Source organism: Pseudonocardia xinjiangensis (assembly GCF_012911925.1).
Taxonomy (GTDB): Bacteria; Actinomycetota; Actinomycetes; order Mycobacteriales; family Pseudonocardiaceae; genus Pseudonocardia; species Pseudonocardia xinjiangensis.
This window is the reverse complement of the sequence record NZ_JAAXKY010000029.1, coordinates 1-17,178: the sequence shown is the minus strand read 5'-3', so window position 1 is coordinate 17,178 and position 17,178 is coordinate 1. Positions and strand designations below refer to the sequence as shown.

Below are 17,178 nucleotides of genomic sequence, written 5' to 3'. Positions count from 1 at the left end.
GTACCCCTGGGGGGTAACTGGAGATCAGGGACCGACGCCCACCGAGGCCGCCAGGTGCTCCGCGATGACGTCGTCGGCGATACGGGCCGCCTCCGCCGACACAGCGGGCGTGACGTCCGGGGAGTCGATGGTGATGAGCGCCTTCCACAGAGCCCAGCCCCGGGCCCGCGCCCACATCGCGTCGTCGGCAGGCATCAGGGACCGGAACGTCTCGCGGCTCTCGCCGTGGAAGAGCGTCCACGTGATGACCAGGTCGCAGGCGGGGTCGCCCACCCCGCACGTGCCGAAGTCGATGACCGCGGCGAGGCGGCCGTCGTCGTCGACGAGGAGGTTGTTGGACGCGATGTCGCCGTGGAACCAGACCGGCGCCCCGGTCCAGGGCGCGGCGAGGGCGGCGTCCCAGGCGCCGGTCGCGCCGTCACCGTCGACCCGCGACCCGAGCGCCTCGACGGCCTCGCGCGTCTCCGCGTCGTAGACCGCGAGCGGGGCGCCCCGGAAGAAGCAGTGTGCGCCCGCCGCAGGCCCGCCCGCCGCGTCGGCGAGCCGCAGTGCCACGAGGAAGCCGGTGAGATCCCGGGCGAAGGCGACGAGGTCGCCGATCCGTCCGGGAGTGGCGAGGTGCCCGTCGATCCAGCGGCGGACCGACCACGGCCACGGGTACTCGTCGTTCGGGGCGCCCAGGGCGAGCGGGACGGGGATCGGGAGCGGCAGGTGCGGTGCCAGCCGCGGCAGCCAGGTGTGCTCCTTCGCGACACTCTGCACGTAACCCTCGGCGCTCGGGAGCCGCACCGTCATGGTGTCCCCGAGGCGGAACGTGCGGTTGTCCCAGCCGTTCACCTCGACCGCGACGACCGCGAGGTCCGCCCACTCGGGGAACTGCGCGGCGACCAGCCGCGCGGCGAGGGCGGCGTCGATCCGGTCGCGGTGCATCGCGCGCATCCTGACGCCCCCGCGTTCCCGGGGCGACCGATTTCGCGCACACGGGGGCGTCAGCGGCCGGGGTGCAGGCGTGCGATGTCTCCGCTCTCCAGAGCCACCAGGACCGAGCCGTCCGCGGCCATGGCGATGCCGTGCGGCTCGTCGCCGTCGTGAAATGTGTGGAGCTCCGCGATCTCACCGCGTTCGGTGATGCGCGCCGCCGAGTGGCCGGACCAGAGCGTGACCCAGCGGCCACCGGCGCGGTCGGAGGTGATGGCGTGGGGCCGCGCCGAGCGGTCCGGCAGGTCGAACTCCTGGAGATCTCCGGCAGGTGACATGCGGCCGACGCGCCCGGCGTCGATCTCGACGAACCAGATCGCGGCCGTGTCGGCGGTGATGCCGACGGGCCCGCAGGCGGGATCGGGTAGCCGGTGCAGGGTGATGTCCCGGTCGACGTCGATGCGTCCGAGTGCGCCCGACCGGTTGAGCGTGAACCACAGCGCGCCGTCCGGACCCGCTGTGATCATCGCGGGCGCCCCGCCGCCGGGCAGCACGGTCATGGACACGTTCCCGTCGAGGTCGAGGCGGCCGATGGCCCCGGCGCCCAGCGCCGTGAACCACAGCGCCCCGTCGGGTCCGGTGGTGAGGCCGTACGGCCCGGCTCCGTCGGGGACGGCGAAGCTCCCGCGGGTTCCGTCGGCGGAGATGCGGTCGATGCGGTCGTCGCCGTTGCGGGTGACCCACAGCGCCCCGTCCGGCCCCATCGTCACCTGCGACGGGCGGCAGGCCGGGTTGCCGAGATCGTGGATCTCGACCGGCCCGGCGGCGGGCAGCCGGGCGACCTGGCCGGAGTGGACGAGCGTGGTCCAGGTGGCGTCCTGCGGGTCGACGACCACCGCGTACGGGCCGCTGCCCGGCGCACCCACCGGTGTGCGGGTGATCGTCCTGATGAAATCAGCCTTCGGCACGAAGCATTCTCCTTCGCCGTTCGACAATCGCCGCGTGCAGTAGAGCGGAGCGACGTCGTCGCTGTCGCGGCAATACGCCGTGCCGCTCGCCCAGCTGATCGGGCATGCTGCCGCGATGCCGAGGAGAATGGCCGATCCTGCCTTCCGGGCGGCCCAGGAGGCCGGCCGCTATGCCCCGCACGTGCGTCCCATCAACGAGATGGTCGACGCCCTGCGCGGTGATGCGCGCGGCTGGCTGCCCCACGTCGCTCCGCTCCACGGCGGCACCACGGCCCGCGTGCTCAGCATCCTGCGCGACCCCGGGCCGGCCACCCGGGACGGGGCGGGGTCAGGGTTCCTGTGCATCGAGAACGACGACCCGACTGCCGAGCGGCAGTTGCAGATGTTCACGGACGTCGGCATCGGGGCTGCGGACATCACGCCGTGGAACGCCTACCCCTGGTACATCAACGCCGCTCCCGGGGCGGCCCAGCTGGACGCGGGCGTGGCACCGCTGGTGCAGCTCATCGAGCTCATGCCCGACATCCGCGTGGTGTTCCTGCAGGGAGCCCACGCCCGAGCCGGCTGGGAGCGCCTGGCCAGGCGGCACCCGGTGCCGGCCCGCCGGGTCGAGAAGGTGGTCGCGACGTTCCATCCCGGCCGTCAGGCGCTGTTCCACCGCGACCCCGAGGTGCGGCGTGCCCGTGCCGAGCACCGGGAGAGCGCCTATCGCGACGTCGCGGCCGTCATCCGCTGACCGTCAGCTGCGTGCCTCGCTGAGTTCGGGTGCGTGCCGGTGGAGGTGGAGCGGGGCGGTGTGGATCCAGAACGCGTACACGATCCAGCCCAGCATCGCGAGACCCAGCCACGTGATGGACCGGTAGATCAGCACGCTCGCCGCCGCCGGACCGGCGGCGACACCGGAGGTGACCAGCGCCGCGAGCAGGCTCGTCTCGGCCAGGCCGGCACCACCGGGAGAGATCTGCAGAGCGATGCTGCCCTGCACGAGCAGGAAGCCCACCAGGAGCACTCCCCAGGGCACCGGGGCGCCCACCGAGGCGACACTGGCAGCCAGGCTCAGGAAGTCCAGCACCCACGTGGACGCCGCCAGCGCGGTGAGGCCGAGCCACTGGCCGACGCTCGGTTGCAGGAGCGTGATCCGGGTGGACAGCCGCTGGGCGACCTCGTCGGCGCGCACCGTCCAGGTATCCCGGCACGTGTGGCACACCCCGGGAATCCAGCGGGCCAGCATCACCGCCAGGTGCAGGGTGTTCCGCAGCACGGCGGGATGCGTGACCACCTTCCACGCGCCGATGGAGCCCAGGATGATCACCGCGGCGAGCACCGCGGCGAGGGCGATCGGGACGTGGCCGGACAGGCCCAGCCCGAGTACACCCATCACCAGCAGGCAGAGCGTGGCGAGCACCCCGGCCATGAGCACCGACCAGGAGGCCAGTGCCGAGTCGATCCCGCGGCGTCGCAACTGGTCGATCGCATAGACGATGGCACCGGCGCCCCCGACGACGGGCACCGTGGTGGACACGGCGTTCTCGACGAAGTTGATGCCCTGCACCGTGGTGAACGGCAGGGTGCTCCCGCCCACCCGGAGGAGCTGCCGGTGCAGTTCGCCGTAGAGGACGAGCGGCGCGAGCCCACACACGACCGCGACCAGGAACCACCCCCACCGCAGGTGGTCCAGCTGTCCGATGGCGGTGCTGGCCTCCGAAGCCAGTCCGGGCACCAGCCAGGCCAGATAGCCGATCGCCACGCCCACGACCACCCAGTGCGCGATCGTCTGCCAATGCTTTTTGAGCATCAGCGCCGTGCCGGCGTCGTCTGCTGGTCGTTGCCTCTGGTCACGTCCCCGGCCGGTTCCGTTTCGATCGAGCGTTCCTGTGATGTGATCGCTTCTTCTCCTTGATCAGAAGAAACGGATAGATCGTGATCAGGACAATCCCTCCTGCCGCGGCAGGTAGGGCAGCACCGATCGCCAGCCCCGTCGCCAACAGTATTGCAGAAGAGAACAGTGTGACGTAGGCGATGATCTGCCACGAAGAACGCTGTGGCCCCATCGGCGCAGCGAGTGTGCGAGCCAGTTCGGGATCACTTCTTCGCACTGATTCTGCAATCCTGCTCAGCTGCAGGAAGTCATGGTGGTCCAGGCTCATGGGTTGACCACCGACGGCGGCCGGGCCGGCTCCTGCTCCGTCATGGACGTGGGATCCTCTCCGGGGGTCGCGGTGCCGACCTGCGGCTCGTCGGCCGGAACCAGGGTGACGAGCGCCTCGTCGAACGCTGTCGAACGCTTCGGTAGGGCTGGGGTGGGTGTCGATCGCATCGCAGAGCGCGGCCGCGTGACGCCGTGCCGCACGGCGACAGCGGACCGTATTGATGATCTCCTGCGCGTCGATGCGGAGGAGCGGGGCGCCGAGGATCTCGTCCGTGTCGGCGTTGATCACGAACTTCATGAGCCCGCGGTTTCCCCACATCCTACGCGCGAGGCATCGCCACAATCGCTGTCACGATCTTCAGCGCCTGCCCCCGCGGGCGGCCGCAAGGCGGGTCAGGAGAAGGTCACGAGCACGCGGTCCAGCGGCATCTGGTCCCGGTGCCGGCCGTCGCCCGGGAGGGGCCGGACGGGCAGGGGGCGCGTGGTGTTCTCCAGCTCGTCGAAGGCTGCGGTGGAGGTGATCTCCCCGGTGGTCGCGAACGAGTCGATCGTGTAGGGCACGCCTTCGGAGGTGAGCGGCGACGGCCCGTCCATCACGTGGAAGTGCAGGTGTGGCGCCGAGGTGTTGCCGGAGTTCCCGACCAGCCCGAGCTGCTCGCCCCGGGTGACCCGTTGTCCTTCGTTGACGACGATGGAGCCGTTCTGCATGTGCGCGTACAACATGTGGAGCCCGCCGCCGATGTCGATGACGACGCTGTTCCCGTCGGCCTGCGCGGGGCTGGTGGTGGCGGGGAGCGCACCGGGCTTCTGGTCGGGCAGGCCGTTCTCCACGTGGACGACGGTGCCGTCGGCGGCCGCGATCGTGCGCTTGCCGTAGATCGTGTAGTCGGCGGGGTCCGCCGGGTTCTCCCCGGTGACGGTGCGGTTCCGGTCGTCGAGCTGCTCCCAGTCCACGGCGAACCGCTGAGCGAGCCACACCCGGTTGTCGATCGGTAGCGGCGCCCGGCGATGTCGCGGGGAGTCGCAGCAGCTGTCGGCGGCGACGTAGCGGGTGCCGGGTTCCAACGGCGGGCCCAGGACGGGCGGCGGGAACGGGGAGACGGTGACGGGAACCGGGCCCGCCGTTGCCGTTCCGGCTGGCAGCCCTGGGGCGGAGACGGTGATCCGGTTGTCGAGGCGGTCGGGGACGTCGGGCCGGGCGCCGAACTCCAGCGTGACGTACAGCGTGGCCGTCTGCGCTTCGGTGAGCTGCTGGACGCCCCCGCGCTTCGTGGGCTGGGCGAGCGCCGCCGCGGCCTGGGCCTGGTCGAGGGTCTGGAGAACCGCCCCGGACGGGGCGAGCACCTCGACCTTCGTCGGGGTCAACGTGAGCGGTGTGGTGTTCTCCAGCGCCAGCTCGTAGGTGACGATGACCTTGCCGTCGGAGCCGGTGAACGGCACCACGGGCCCTCGGGCCGTGACGAGCAGCGGCGTGAGCGCGGTGGCCGTGGTGGTCGTCCGCGTTTCGCCGCTGATCGGGCTGGTGGTGGGGATCACGCCGGGCTCGGCGGGCTCCGGTGCTGCGACGCACCCCGTGATGACCATCGCCCCGGCGGCCAGCAACCCGGCCACTGCCGTTCCACGCCGCGACGGTGCCATCACCGCTCCTACTCGGGCGGGCGCACCGTTGTCCCCCGGCGGCGGCGCCGGACTCGGAAAAGCTCTACCGGGGGAACTCGGCTGTGGACCGGGGGCGTTACCCCCCGTCGCCGCCCCGGAGCCGTTCGTGTGAGTGGGATCGAGTGCCGCGGGAAACCCTGGTGCGTCACCACGCGGAAGGGGAACTGGTCGACATGATGACCGTCATCACGGAAGTGACGCTCGAACGCGGCTCCGAACCGGAGTGGGACGCAGCGATGCGGGAGCGGCTGGCAGCCGCACGGGGCCGCCCGGGATGGGTGGGTGGCCAGCTGCTCATCCCGCTCGACGGGCAGAACAAGCGCGTGGTCGTCGGCACGTGGCAGAGCCGCGCGGACTGGCAGGCCTGGCACGAGGAGGGCGCGTTCGCCGAGACCCGCACCCGCATGGAGGGCCTGCAGGAGGGCGAGAGCGCGATTTCCTGGCACGAGGTGGTGGTCGAGGCGCGCGGCGAGCCGCCTGCCTGACGCCGATGAGGCCGCGGTCGGGGTAGGCAGGGGTCATGGCAGACGCGAAGGCCGCCGATCTCGTGGTGCGGGCCGGCACCGTGCACACGATGGATCCCGCCGCTCCGCTCGCAACGGGCGTCGCGATCCGGCAGGGCCGGATCGTCGCGCGGAGCAGGGGCCTGGGCGAGTGGGACGGCCTGGCCGACCTGGTCGGACCGGAGACCACGGTGCTCGACGACCCCGGCCTCGTCGTGCTCCCGGCGTTCGTCGACACCCACAACCATCTGATGTTCGCGGCCCGCAACGTCCTCGGGGTGCCGGTGTCCCGGGCCCGGGACATCCCGGAGTTCATCGAGCTGATCCGGCAGCGCGCCGCCCACACGCCGTCGGGAAGCTGGATCGTCACTGCCGCCGACTGGCACGAGGTGCGGCTGGCGGAGCGCAGGCTGCCGACGGCGGCGGAGCTGGACAGCGCCACCACCGACCACCCGGTGCTCGTCCTGCGTGGCGGGCACAACGGCGTGCTCAACTCGGAGGGGCTGCGCCTGGCGGGCATCGGGCCCGACACCGCCGACCTGCCGGGCGGCTTCATCGCGCGCGACGCGGCGGGGCGCCCGACCGGATGGGTGCAGGACACGGCACTGGAGCTCGCCGGCCGGGTGCTGCCACCGACGCCCGTCCCACTGCTCGCGGACGGCCTGGCCCGGGCGGCGGCCGAGTACGGGGCGCACGGCATCGGCACGGTGCGCGACCCGGCCGTCACCCCGCAGGAATGGCAGGCCTACCTCAGCGCCGAGGCGGCCGGGCGCCTGTCGGTCCGCAGCCACGCGATGATCTGGACCACGCCGGCCGCGATCGAGGCCGCCGGGTCGATGGACGCCTACCTCGACGGGCTCGAGGCCGAGGACGTCCGGCCGCGCGTGGGCGCCGGGCTGGTGCGGGTGTGGGGCCTGAAGATGGTGCTCGACGGGGGTGTGGAGGCCGGCGCGCTGGAGCAGCCGTACGTCGACCGGCCCGGCTACCGCGGCGAGCTGATGTGGGACCTCGACGCTCTGACCCACGTGCTGGCCGTGGCGGTGCGGCGGGGTTGGCCGACCGGCGTGCACGCTTTCGGCGATCGTGCCGTGGCGCTGCTGCTCGACGCGGTGCGGGTGGTGAAGAGCCGGACCGGGCCGCTCCCGCCGGGGATGCTCGTGGTCGAGCACGGCGGTCTCATGGGTGACCGGATCGCCGACGCGGCCGAGCTGGGAATCCCCGTCACCGTGCAGCAGGCGCTGCTCGAGGGGTTGGCCGAGCCGCTGGTGGCTGCCTGGGGCGCCGACCGGGTGGCGGAGATGTTCCCGCTGCGGGAGCTGATGGACGCGGGCGTGCGCATCAGCGCGGGTACCGACCACCCGATCGGTCCGCTCGACCCGCTGCGGGGGGTGTACGGCATGGTCACCCGCCGGACGCCGGCCGGGTTGCTCGGTGCGGGTCACGCCATCAGCCGGACCGAGGCGTTGCACCTCTACACCACCGCGGGGGCCCGGCTGCTCGGCGGCGGTGCCACCGGGACCCTCGTGCCGGGCGCCCCGGCCGATCTGGTCGCCTACCCCGCCGACCCGTTCACCCGTGAGCTGGACGAACTGCTGAGCCTGTCGCCAGAGGCCACGGTGGTGGACGGCCGGGTGGTGCACCTGGCCGGGTGAGAGCGACCCGCTCCTGGCGCGACATGGTCACATGTCGCTGTTCCACCAGCCGTTTTTCAGCGATATGTGTCCATGTGACGGGTGTGGCCGCCTCCCGGGACGGGCATGCCGTCCCTGTGGAACTGTTCCCTGATCTTCCGTACGCGGACTGGCAGGACACCCGCGCGACGCTGCACCGTTACGCCCAGATCGTCGGCAAGATCCGGCTGGCGGCGAGCCCGCGCCGCAACCACTGGTGGAGTGTGCCCTTCCACGTCACCGGCCGCGGTATCACCACCCGGCCGATGACCGACGGCGCCACGATCTTCACCATCGACTTCGACTTCCTGGACCACCGGCTCGACGTCGCCGCAACCACCGGCGGGCGGTACTCGTTCCCCCTCGCCGGGCAGTCGGTCGCCGGCTTCCACGAACAGCTACGTCGCGGGCTGTCCGCCGTCGGGGCGGACGTCACGATCGCGCAGCCCCGACCGTTCGACCTGCCCGACTCGGACCGGCCCTTCGCCGAGGACACCGAGCACTCCCGCTACGACACGGTCGCGGTGACCCGCTACTGGCGGGTGCTGAGCCAGGTGAACCTGCTGCTCGAGGAGTTCGCCGGTGGCTACTCCGGCAAGACCAGCCCCGTGCACCACTTCTGGCACACCTTCGACGTCGCCGTCACCCGGTTCGGCGACGCCCTCGTCGAGCACCCGCCGTCGACGGACGCGGTGACCCGGGAGGCCTACTCCCGGGAGCTGGTCAGCTTCGGTTTCTGGTTCGGTGACGAGACGTTCCCCGAGCCGGCCTTCTACTCCTACACGTCGCCGGAGCCCGCAGGGCTGGCGGAGGAGTCGCTGCATCCGCCGGCGGCCGGCTGGGTGGAGCGGGGCGGCAGTCACCTCGCCGTGCTGCGCTACGACGACGCGCGCGCGGAGCCGGATCCGCGAGGAGCGGTGCTCGAGTTCTACGACAGCGCCTACCGGGCGGGCGCGGGCCGGGCCGGCTGGGACATCGACAGGTGGGCGTCGGCAGGCGGCGTCACCGACCCGGTCATCGAGGCCGAGCGGCGCAGTGCCCGGCAGGCGTGACCCCTCGGCCACGGCAGGATCGGGCGCAGGAGCGGGGCGCTGAGGGAGGACCCATGGATCGCGTGCTGAGCGACAGCTGCTGCCCGCGCCGGCGCCTGCCGCGGCTACCCGGAGGATGCGTCGGCTGCCGCGGCCAGGCCGATGCCGTTGACCCACAGCCGTACCAGCGTGTCGATCGCGGTGGCACGGTCGTGCTCCTGCCCGTAGGCGATCCACACGCGCGTGGAGTGGCCGACCATCGCCGCGAGGGCGTGGCCGGTGTGCTCGGGGTCCAGGCCGCGGTCGGCGATCCCCGCTTCCTGCCAACGGCGCACGCTGCCTGCGATCCGCTCGGCGGACGCCTGGTGGAGCGCCAGCCGCAGCGGCATCAGCTCCGGGTGCATCGACACCGCCTCGTCCACGCGCAGCGCCATCGTCGCCTGGAGCGTGAACCCGTCGAAGTAGTACTCGATCGCCGCCCGGATCCGTTCCTCGGCGCGCGCCCGCCGCTCCTCCCGGGTGACCGCGGGCCGGGGGCCGGGGACGGGGACCTCCGGGCGCAGCCGCGACAGCTCCGCGAGTGCTCCGTTCAGCACGGCGGTGAAGATCTCCTGCTTCGAGGAGAAGTAGGTGTAGAACGACCCGACCGCGCTGCCCGCCTGCTCAGCGATGTCGCTGATGCGCACCGCGTGGTACGCGTCCCGTTCGAAGCACTCCCGGGCGGCGGCGATCAGGGCGGCACGGGTGCGCCGGGCGCGTGCCGTCAGCGTCCTGCCGGTCTCGCCGTCGTCGTCCGGCAACGGTGGCTCCATGCCCATGACCTCTCGATACGCCCGTACCTTCGAGCCGAAGTGGCTGTAGAAGGTGGACAGCGAGACGCCGGCCTCGCGCGCGATGCCGGCGATGTGGGTGTCGGTGAAGCCGTAGGTGTCGAACATCTGCTTGGCGACGCGGTCCAGCGCGGCCTGTTGCCTGCTCCGTCCTCGCCGCACGCGGGGCTCGGTCATCGCCCGGAACCGCCGTCCCCCGTGACCCGCGACCCCCTGATACGCAGGTCACGGGGGACGACGAGGGACGCATGCCCGTTCACCACCGGAACGTACCTTGTGCCCCCCGACCGGATGGTGATGCGGCGCGCAGCCCCAGGTCAGCGCCCGTCGTGGGCCATGATCCGGCGGGGGTTGTCCACCAGCATGGTGGTGAGCTGGTCCTCGGTCACACCGGCTTCGCGGAGGGCGGGAACCACGTCGTCCGGGATGTGGGTGTGGTGCCAGTTCTGCGCGCCGTGCTCGCGGAAGCCCGCCGGGAACCAGTCGATGTGGCACGACGCGTCGTGGCCCAGCACGACCCGGTCGGCGAGGCCCTCCGCAGCGAGGGCCGCGACCGTCGCCACCCGCTCATTGGCCGGGAGGAAGATGTCCAGCCCGAACCGATCCATCCCCACGTACGAGCCGTTGCCGATCAGCGTGCGCAGGTAGTCGAGATCGGTGGTGTCGCCGCTGTGGCCGATCACCACCCGGCCGAGGTCGACGCCCTCTCGTCCGAGGACCTCCTGCATGACCAGACCTGTGCGGAGCGGGCTGCTGGTGTGCGTGGTGATCGGCACACCGGTGCGCTTGTGCGCTTCCGCCACCGCCGTCATCACCCGTTCCACGCCGGGCGTGAGCTCGGCCTCGATGGCGCACTTGAGGAACGCGGCCTTGATGCCGGTGCCCGCGATGCCCTCCGTGATGTCGGTGACGAACAGGTCGATCAGCGGTTCGTCCCCGCCCAGGGCGGTGCCCGGACCTTGGTACATCAGGAACGGCGGGACATCGCCGAGGGTGTAGAACCCCGTGCAGGCGACGATGTGGAGGTCCACCTGCTCGTTGACCCGAGCCACCCGCGCGACGTCGCGCCCGAGGCCGACCACGGTGGCGTCGACGATCGTGTCCACTCCGTGGTCCTTCAGGGTCTTCAGCCGCGTGATGGCGTCCGCGATCCCCTGCTCCTCGTCCCACCAGTCGGGGTAGTTGCGGTGGACCTCCTCGTTGACCACGAACACGTGCTCGTGCATCAGCACGGTGCCGAGCTCGCCGGCCTCGACCGGCCCTCGGATCGTCTCCACCTGTCCTGCCACTTCGCCTCCGTCGTCGGTCACGCGCGCACCTGCGTGGCCGGAACAGTAACCGATGGTGACGTCAGATTCAGGTACGGATCCGGATCATCCGGTAAGTCGTGTCGGTGGACGGAAGAGCCTTCGGTCGTTCCGCGATAAATGCAGTGAATTGACGCCGCGCTAACGGCCGTGCTCCAGTGGAAAAGTGGGGGACCAGCAGATCGGTGTGAACACGAATTCGGCGGACCGTCCAGTGCACTGGAGTTGCGACGAATCGACCATCAGCACCCGGCTGACGCGCGAGTTCGGGCTCCGGCACCCCTTCGTGGGCGCCGGCATGGGGTTCGTCGCCCATCCGCCGCTGGTGGCGGCGGTGAGCAACGCGGGAGGCCTCGGCATCATCGGCGCCTCGCCCGATCCCCCACCGAGCCTGCCCGTGATGGCCGCCGAGCTGCGCGAGCTCACCGACGGCCCGTGGGGCGTGGACCTGATCTGCGCCGAGACCGGCATGGGTCCGGCATCCACGGACGGGCACGTCGACGCCTGTGTCGAGCTCGCTGTACCGCTGGTGGTGTTCCACCACGACCTGCCGCCGGCGCACTGGGTGCGACGGCTGACCGATGCGGGCGCCCGGGTGTGGATGCAGGTGTCCTCGGTCGAGCTCGCCGCGGGTGCGGTCGGGCTCGGCGTCGTCGGCCTGGTCGCGCAGGGCGTGGAGGCGGGCGGCCACGCCCGCGGGGTCGTCCCGCTGCACGACCTGCTCGCCGAGATCCGGGGCCGGTTTCCCGAGCAGCTGCTCCTCGCGGCTGGCGGCATCGCCGACGGGGTGGCCGCCGCTGCCGCGCTGCGGGCGGGCGCCGACGGGGTGTGGGTCGGAACCCGGCTCGTCGCGTCCGCCGAGAGCCCCGCTCACCCCGAGTACAAGCGGCGGCTGGTGGACGCCGCCGGGCCGCCCGTGGTGACCACGGCCTTCGGACCGGAGTGGCCGGCGCATCGGTACCGCCTGCTGCCGACCAGGGCCGTCGCCGAGTGGGCCGGTCGGGAGAGCGAGATCCCCGACCCCCCGCCCGCCGGAGTGATCGGCCACACCACCCTGTTCCCGCACAGCGCGCGGATCCCGTACGACATGCCGACGTTCAGCGCGATCCCGCCCACGGTCGACACCACCGGGGAGTGGGAGGAGATGGTGTTCCCGGCGGGGGCAGGCGTCGGTCTCGTCCGCGACGTCCAGCCCGTCGAGCAGATCGTCACCGGCATGATGAGCGAGGCACACCGTCTGCTCTCGACGAGCTGAGTGCGTGTGCGGGGAACTGCACGCACCGCGAAGGAGGAGACCGTGGCGGACGCACGACAGCGGGCGCAGGAGTTCTGCGATCGGTTCGGCCTGCGGCTGCCGATCCTGCAGGCTCCGATGGCAGGAGCCTGTCCACCCGAGCTGGCCGTCGCGGTGGCCGAGACGGGTGGGATGGGTGGCGCCGGCGTGCTGCAGTTCGCCCCGTTGCGCATCGCGGAATGGGTGGAGCAGTTCCGCGCCGGATCCTCCGGTGCACTGCAGCTGAACATCTGGATCCCGGAACCGCCCGTCGCCGACCCCGACGAGCGGGAGCGCCGGGTCGCGGAGGCCCGCGAGTTCCTCGGGCGGTTCGGGACGCCGGACGACGCCCCCGGGCCACCGCCCCCGGCGTTCGATGCGCAGTGCGAGGCCATGCTGGCCGCCCGGCCCACGGTGATCTCCTCGATCATGGGTGTCTTCGAGCCGGACTTCGTCCGCCGGTTGCACGAGCAGGGGATCGCCTGGTTCGCCTGCGCCACCACGCTCGACGACGCGCTCACCGCCCAGGAGGCCGGCGCCGATGCGATCGTGGCGCAGGGCATGGAGGCGGGCGGCCATCGGGGCAGCTTCGACCAGGAGGCGGCCGAGCGCACCGACGTCGGGCTCTTCGCCCTGCTTCCCCGGTTCGCCGACCACCTGCAGGTGCCGATCATCGCCGCGGGCGGGATCGCCGACGGGCGCGGGGTCGCTGCGGCGCTGGCGTTGGGCGCGAGCGCGGTACAGGTGGGCACCGCGTTGCTGCGCTGCCCCGAGACGGGAACCAGCAAGGAGTGGGCCGCGTCGCTGGACGGCCTGGCCCCGGAGGCCACCGTGGCCACGCGGGCCTACTCCGGCCGGCTGGCGCGGGCGGCCCCCACGCCGTACGTGCGGGCCTGGACCGAGCCGGGCGCGCCACGTCCGGCGCCGTTCCCGGATCAGCTCCGACTCGTCGGGCAGCTGCGGCGGGGTGAACCGGACGGCATGGACGAGGTCAACCACTGGGCCGGGCAGAGCGCTGCGCTCGCCACCGAGGAACCGGCGGGTGAGGTGGTGGCCCGGATGTGGCGCGACGCGTCCGGCCTGCTCGCCTGACCCGGGGTCAGGATCCCGGGAAGCACCAGCGGGTCTGGCTGTAGGGGCCCTTCCCGAACCCGAAGACCGTGGTGGGCTCGATCCGGAACACGAGCGCCAGAGCGTGCCCGCCCTCGAACCCACCGTCGCGGACCTCGAAGTGCCACTCGCTGCCGTACTTCTTCTCCCACGCGTCGGCGAGGACCTGCAGCCGCTCCGGGTCGGTCACGCGTTCGGCCCGTCCTTCCACGGACAGGTCGAGCCCCCCGCGCAGGGCGTTGGTGCCGGTGGTGAGCACGACGTGCGGGTTGGCCGCGATGTTGCGTGCCTTCTGCTCGACCTCGCCCGTGCAGATGTGCAGCGCGCCGTCGAGCCACACGGTCAGCAGCGGCGTGACGTGGGGCCGGCCGTCAGGTCGCACCGTGGAGAGCCAGGCGACCTCTGCCGCCGCAAGGTGCTCCTGGGCCGTGGACCACGGGGTGGGAACGGCCTCCGCATCGCCGTACCGGTGGTCGATCTGCGTGGTCGGCTCGGTGCTCGGCATCCCGTGTCCTCTCCTGGCGTGGTCGTCGTCGCGATGGGGACCACGCCGGGCGGTGGTTCTCATCGGTGCCGGGTGATGCGTCCGGAAGACCCGTCCTGCGCGTGACCCTCGCCCCGGCGGGTCACCCCCTGCCTTGACCGCCGTGAGGGACGCGCCGACGATCGGAGCGAACCCTCCAGGCGGGAGACACGGTGTTCCCCGGAACCTTCGCGGCGCTCACGCCGGACAAGCCGGCAGTGGTCATGTCCGACACGGGCGCCGTGATGACGTACGCCGAGCTCGACGAGCGCTCCGTCCGGCTCGCGCACGTGCTCCACCACGCCGGGCTGCGCCCCGGCGACGTCGTCGCACTCCTCGCGGAGAACATCGCGGAGTTCTGGGTGGTCTACTGGGCGGCGCTGCGCAGCGGCCTCTACTTCACCCCGATCAACCGGCACCTGTCGGTACCGGAGATCACCTACATCGTGACCGACTGCGGCGCGAAGGCGCTGGTCGTCTCGGCGGCGATGGCCGAGGCGACCCCCGGGCTGCCCGGCCGGACCCCCGGCGTGGCGCTCCACCTGGCGATGGGCGGCCCGCAGGACGGGTACGACGACTACGAGGCCGCACTGACCGCCGCGTCCCCCGAGCCGTCCGCCGACCAGCCGCGCGGTGCCACCCTGCTGTACTCCTCGGGCACCACGGGGCAGCCGAAGGGGATCCGGCCGCCGCTGCCGGGCGAGCAGATCGACGCCAACGTCCGGCCCGCGGCCCGGGTCCTGCGCGAAGCCCACGGTTACGACGCCGACACCGTCTACCTGTGCCCGGCGCCGCTCTACCACGCCGCGCCCCTGGCGTTCTGCGGGACCGTCCACGCCACCGGAGGCGCGGTCGTGGTCATGCCCCGGTTCGACGCCGAGACCGCGCTGGAGGCGATCGAGCGGCACCGAGTGACCCACAGCCTGTGGGTGCCGACCATGTTCGTCCGGATGCTCAAGCTGCCCGACGACCGGCGGTCGGCCCACGACCTGTCCTCGCACCGGCTCGCCCTCCACGGCGCCGCACCGTGCCCCGTCGAGGTCAAGCGGAAGATGATCGAGTGGTGGGGCCCGATCCTGCACGAGTACTTCGCCTCCAGCGAGGGGCTGGGAATGACGTTGATCGACTCGGCGGAGTGGCTGCGGAAGCCCGGGTCCGTCGGGCGCCCGGCGTTCGGCATCCTGCACGTCTGCGACGACGCCGGGAAGGAGCTCCCCACCGGCGAGGTGGGGCTCGTCTACGTGGAGCGCGACGTGTTCCCGTTCACCTACCACAACGACCCGGGGAAGACCCGCCGGTCGCAGCACCCGGAACACGCCAACTGGGGGACCACCGGCGACATCGGCTATCTGGACGAGGACGGCTACCTCTTCCTCACCGACCGCAAGGCGTTCGTGATCATCTCCGGTGGGGTGAACATCTACCCGCAGGAGGTCGAGAACGCACTGGCGCTGCACCCCGCGGTGCTCGACGTCGCGGTCTTCGGCATCCCCGACGCGGACATGGGGGAGCAAGTGAAGGCCGTGGTCCAGCCCGCCGCAGGCGTCCCGGCCGGGCCGGAGCTGGCGGGGGAGCTGATCGCCTACCTGCGTGAGCGGATCGCGCACTACAAGGTTCCGCGCAGTGTCGACTTCGCCGCTGCGCTCCCGCGCAGCGAGGCCGGCAAGCTCCAGAAGGGCAAGCTGCGTGCGGGCTACCCGCCGTCGCACTGAAGGCCGCCCGTACATGCCGTGCGGGCTGCTGCTCGCCGGTCGTCGCGACGAGCGTGATCGACGAGGGGTGGTTACCGTCGATCGGCTCGCCGACGGTGCGGGCCGCGCGGGCGGGACCCCGGTCGTCACGGTTGCGCGCTGACGGCGACCGGTGGCGAGGGGCACGATGAGCGGAGGCGCTGAGGCGGCGCGTGGCGAGCGCGGTTTCCTGCGTCGCCTGACCCTGGCCACGGCGTGGGGTGAAGGGCTCGACGGCTACGACCTCGGCGTGCTCAGCGTGGTCCTCCCGTTGATCGCCACCAGCATGCACATCTCCCCGCTCTGGGCCGGGCTGATCGGCGCCTCCTCGTTGATCGGGATCTTCCTGGGCTCCCCGATCGTGGGCTACCTGACCGACCGCTTCGGCCGCAGGCGCCTGTTCCTGATCGACATCGTCGCCTTCGTCATCCTCGGCCTGCTGCAGGGAGTGGTGACCGAGCCGTGGCAGCTCTTCGTCGTGCGGCTGCTCCTCGGTGTCGCGATCGGGGCGGAGTACGCCATCGGCGCCGCGATGCTCGCCGAGTTCGCCCCGACCCGGGGACGCGGGCGCAGGCTGTCGAAGCTGCTGGTGTTCTGGTACGGCGGCTACCTGGTGTCCGTCGTGGCCGCCTACGCCCTCGTCGACCTGGCCGGCTGGAGCTGGCGGTGGGTGCTTGTGACGAGCGCGGTGCCCGCCCTCGTGGTGCTGGCACTGCGCATCGGGCTGCCCGAGTCGCCGCGATGGCTGATGCACCAGGGGCGCGTCGACGAGGCCCGCGCCATCGTCGACCGCCATCTCGGGGGAGAGGCGCATTTCCACGGCGAGGAGTACGGCCTGGAGAAGCCGGGTGCCGGCTGGCGCGACCTGTTCGCCCCCGGTCTGCGCAGGCGCACGATCTTCGTCTGCACGTTCTGGGCCTGCCTGGTGGCTCCCTACTTCGCCATCTTCACCTTCGCGCCGCAGGTGTTCGCCGCGCTCCAGCTGGCGGACCCCCGGGCGGGCACGATCGCGGCGAACGGCATCGCCGCGGTGGGAGCCGTGGTGGGCATGCTGACGATCGAGCGGATGGGGCGTCGCAGGCAGCTCATCGGGCCCTTCTGGATCATGGCAGCGGCCCTGCTCGTGGTCGGGGTGTGGACCCACGCCCCCGCGCTGGTGATCGTGGTCTGCTTCGCGCTGTTCTCGTTCTTCAACGCCCTGTCGGGCAACCTGACCGCCGTCTACCCGATCGAGGTGTTCCCCACCGACGTCCGGTCCACCGGGGTGGGCATCGCCTCCGCGTTCAGCCGGATCGGAGCCGCCATCGGGACGTTCCTGCTCCCGGTCGGGATCTCCACCATCGGCATCGGCGCCTCGATGGTCATCGGCGCGGCGCTCTGCGCGGTCGGTGCGCTCGTCTCCCAGACGCTCGCCCCGGAGACCACGGGCCTGACGCTGACGAGGACCGCGTCCGTCACAGGAGAACCGGCCGCCAGGAACCCCTGACCCACCCCCACCCCCGCGAGT

Annotated in this window: 16 protein-coding genes; 8 read left to right on the top strand and 8 right to left on the bottom strand. The window is 72.0% G+C overall.

The genetic code is table 11. The features are described from left to right. Window positions 1–24: 24 nt before the first annotated feature. Both HF577_RS11615 and HF577_RS11610 read right to left on the bottom strand, forming a co-directional pair. Window positions 25–930, bottom strand: coding sequence for an aminoglycoside phosphotransferase family protein (locus HF577_RS11615; protein WP_211174118.1), 906 nt, complete (start codon window positions 928–930; stop codon window positions 25–27). Window positions 931–989: 59 nt separating this feature from the next. Further along, complete coding sequence (locus HF577_RS11610) at window positions 990–1,886, bottom strand: Vgb family protein (protein ID WP_246266241.1); 897 nt, start codon at window positions 1,884–1,886, stop codon at window positions 990–992. Between the two features lie 115 nt (window positions 1,887–2,001). Between HF577_RS11610 and HF577_RS11605 the strand changes: the two genes are divergently transcribed. Beyond that, window positions 2,002–2,622, top strand: coding sequence for a uracil-DNA glycosylase (locus tag HF577_RS11605; RefSeq protein ID WP_169395803.1), 621 nt, complete (start codon window positions 2,002–2,004; stop codon window positions 2,620–2,622). A gap of 3 nt (window positions 2,623–2,625) precedes the next feature. Here HF577_RS11605 and HF577_RS11600 read toward each other — a convergent pair whose 3' ends face one another. The 3 genes from HF577_RS11600 to HF577_RS11590 all read right to left on the bottom strand — a co-directional run bounded on the left by HF577_RS11600 (window position 2,626) and on the right by HF577_RS11590 (window position 5,673). Beyond that, a complete protein-coding gene (locus HF577_RS11600; protein WP_169395802.1) occupies window positions 2,626–3,681 on the bottom strand; it encodes a lysylphosphatidylglycerol synthase transmembrane domain-containing protein in 1,056 nt (351 codons plus the stop codon). Between the two features lie 40 nt (window positions 3,682–3,721). After that, entirely contained in the window at window positions 3,722–4,333 is a 612-nt protein-coding gene (locus tag HF577_RS11595) for a DUF3040 domain-containing protein (RefSeq protein ID WP_169395801.1), read from the bottom strand. Window positions 4,334–4,428: 95 nt separating this feature from the next. Further along, complete coding sequence (locus HF577_RS11590) at window positions 4,429–5,673, bottom strand: M23 family metallopeptidase (protein ID WP_169395800.1); 1,245 nt, start codon at window positions 5,671–5,673, stop codon at window positions 4,429–4,431. Window positions 5,674–5,834: 161 nt separating this feature from the next. On the opposite strand from HF577_RS11590, the gene HF577_RS11585 reads away from it, so the two are divergent. The 3 genes from HF577_RS11585 to HF577_RS11575 all read left to right on the top strand — a co-directional run bounded on the left by HF577_RS11585 (window position 5,835) and on the right by HF577_RS11575 (window position 8,919). Continuing rightward, on the top strand, window positions 5,835–6,179 hold the full coding sequence (locus tag HF577_RS11585; RefSeq protein WP_211174116.1) for an antibiotic biosynthesis monooxygenase family protein: 345 nt from the start codon (window positions 5,835–5,837) through the stop codon (window positions 6,177–6,179). A gap of 35 nt (window positions 6,180–6,214) precedes the next feature. Next, window positions 6,215–7,849, top strand: a complete 1,635-nt coding sequence (locus HF577_RS11580) for an amidohydrolase (protein ID WP_169395799.1) — start codon at window positions 6,215–6,217, stop codon at window positions 7,847–7,849. Window positions 7,850–7,965: 116 nt separating this feature from the next. Next, window positions 7,966–8,919 (top strand): DUF5996 family protein, encoded by a 954-nt coding sequence (locus tag HF577_RS11575; RefSeq protein WP_169395798.1) that lies wholly within the window; start codon window positions 7,966–7,968, stop codon window positions 8,917–8,919. A gap of 104 nt (window positions 8,920–9,023) precedes the next feature. Here the strand turns inward: HF577_RS11575 and HF577_RS11570 are convergent, their stop codons facing one another. Continuing rightward, the gene (locus HF577_RS11570) at window positions 9,024–9,905 is read right to left on the bottom strand and encodes a TetR/AcrR family transcriptional regulator (protein ID WP_169395797.1); all 882 of its coding nucleotides are present in this window, start codon (window positions 9,903–9,905) and stop codon (window positions 9,024–9,026) included. Between the two features lie 140 nt (window positions 9,906–10,045). Beyond that, window positions 10,046–11,038, bottom strand: coding sequence for a phosphotriesterase family protein (locus tag HF577_RS11565; protein ID WP_312859081.1), 993 nt, complete (start codon window positions 11,036–11,038; stop codon window positions 10,046–10,048). A 211-nt stretch (window positions 11,039–11,249) separates the two neighbouring features. Here HF577_RS11565 and HF577_RS11560 point away from each other — a divergent pair, with 211 nt between their 5' ends. Further along, on the top strand, window positions 11,250–12,290 hold the full coding sequence (locus HF577_RS11560) for an NAD(P)H-dependent flavin oxidoreductase (RefSeq protein WP_169395796.1): 1,041 nt from the start codon (window positions 11,250–11,252) through the stop codon (window positions 12,288–12,290). 42 nt (window positions 12,291–12,332) lie between these two features. Continuing rightward, window positions 12,333–13,400 carry an NAD(P)H-dependent flavin oxidoreductase gene (locus tag HF577_RS11555; RefSeq protein ID WP_312859080.1) on the top strand — a complete coding sequence of 356 codons (1,068 nt, stop codon included), beginning with the start codon at window positions 12,333–12,335 and terminating at the stop codon, window positions 13,398–13,400. A 7-nt stretch (window positions 13,401–13,407) separates the two neighbouring features. Here the strand turns inward: HF577_RS11555 and HF577_RS11550 are convergent, their stop codons facing one another. Further along, window positions 13,408–13,923, bottom strand: a complete 516-nt coding sequence (locus HF577_RS11550) for a pyridoxamine 5'-phosphate oxidase family protein (protein ID WP_169395795.1) — start codon at window positions 13,921–13,923, stop codon at window positions 13,408–13,410. A gap of 191 nt (window positions 13,924–14,114) precedes the next feature. Here HF577_RS11550 and HF577_RS11545 point away from each other — a divergent pair, with 191 nt between their 5' ends. Both HF577_RS11545 and HF577_RS11540 read left to right on the top strand, forming a co-directional pair. Continuing rightward, complete coding sequence (locus tag HF577_RS11545) at window positions 14,115–15,653, top strand: acyl-CoA synthetase (protein WP_169395794.1); 1,539 nt, start codon at window positions 14,115–14,117, stop codon at window positions 15,651–15,653. Between the two features lie 166 nt (window positions 15,654–15,819). Further along, a complete protein-coding gene (locus tag HF577_RS11540) occupies window positions 15,820–17,157 on the top strand; it encodes an MFS transporter (protein ID WP_169395793.1) in 1,338 nt (445 codons plus the stop codon). Window positions 17,158–17,178: the final 21 nt, after the last annotated feature.

Excerpts from the sequence above, each read along its gene's own strand:
- HF577_RS11615 (WP_211174118.1), bottom strand. The coding sequence starts at position 930 with ATGCACCGCGACCGGATCGACGCCGCCCTCGCCGCGCGGCTGGTCGCC.
- HF577_RS11605 (WP_169395803.1), top strand. The coding sequence starts at position 2,002 with ATGCCGAGGAGAATGGCCGATCCTGCCTTCCGGGCGGCCCAGGAGGCC.
- HF577_RS11600 (WP_169395802.1), bottom strand. The coding sequence starts at position 3,681 with ATGCTCAAAAAGCATTGGCAGACGATCGCGCACTGGGTGGTCGTGGGC.
- HF577_RS11595 (WP_169395801.1), bottom strand. The coding sequence starts at position 4,333 with ATGAAGTTCGTGATCAACGCCGACACGGACGAGATCCTCGGCGCCCCG.
- HF577_RS11590 (WP_169395800.1), bottom strand. The coding sequence starts at position 5,673 with ATGGCACCGTCGCGGCGTGGAACGGCAGTGGCCGGGTTGCTGGCCGCC.
- HF577_RS11580 (WP_169395799.1), top strand. The coding sequence starts at position 6,215 with ATGGCAGACGCGAAGGCCGCCGATCTCGTGGTGCGGGCCGGCACCGTG.
- HF577_RS11570 (WP_169395797.1), bottom strand. The coding sequence starts at position 9,905 with ATGACCGAGCCCCGCGTGCGGCGAGGACGGAGCAGGCAACAGGCCGCG.
- HF577_RS11550 (WP_169395795.1), bottom strand. The coding sequence starts at position 13,923 with ATGCCGAGCACCGAGCCGACCACGCAGATCGACCACCGGTACGGCGAT.
- HF577_RS11540 (WP_169395793.1), top strand. The coding sequence starts at position 15,820 with ATGAGCGGAGGCGCTGAGGCGGCGCGTGGCGAGCGCGGTTTCCTGCGT.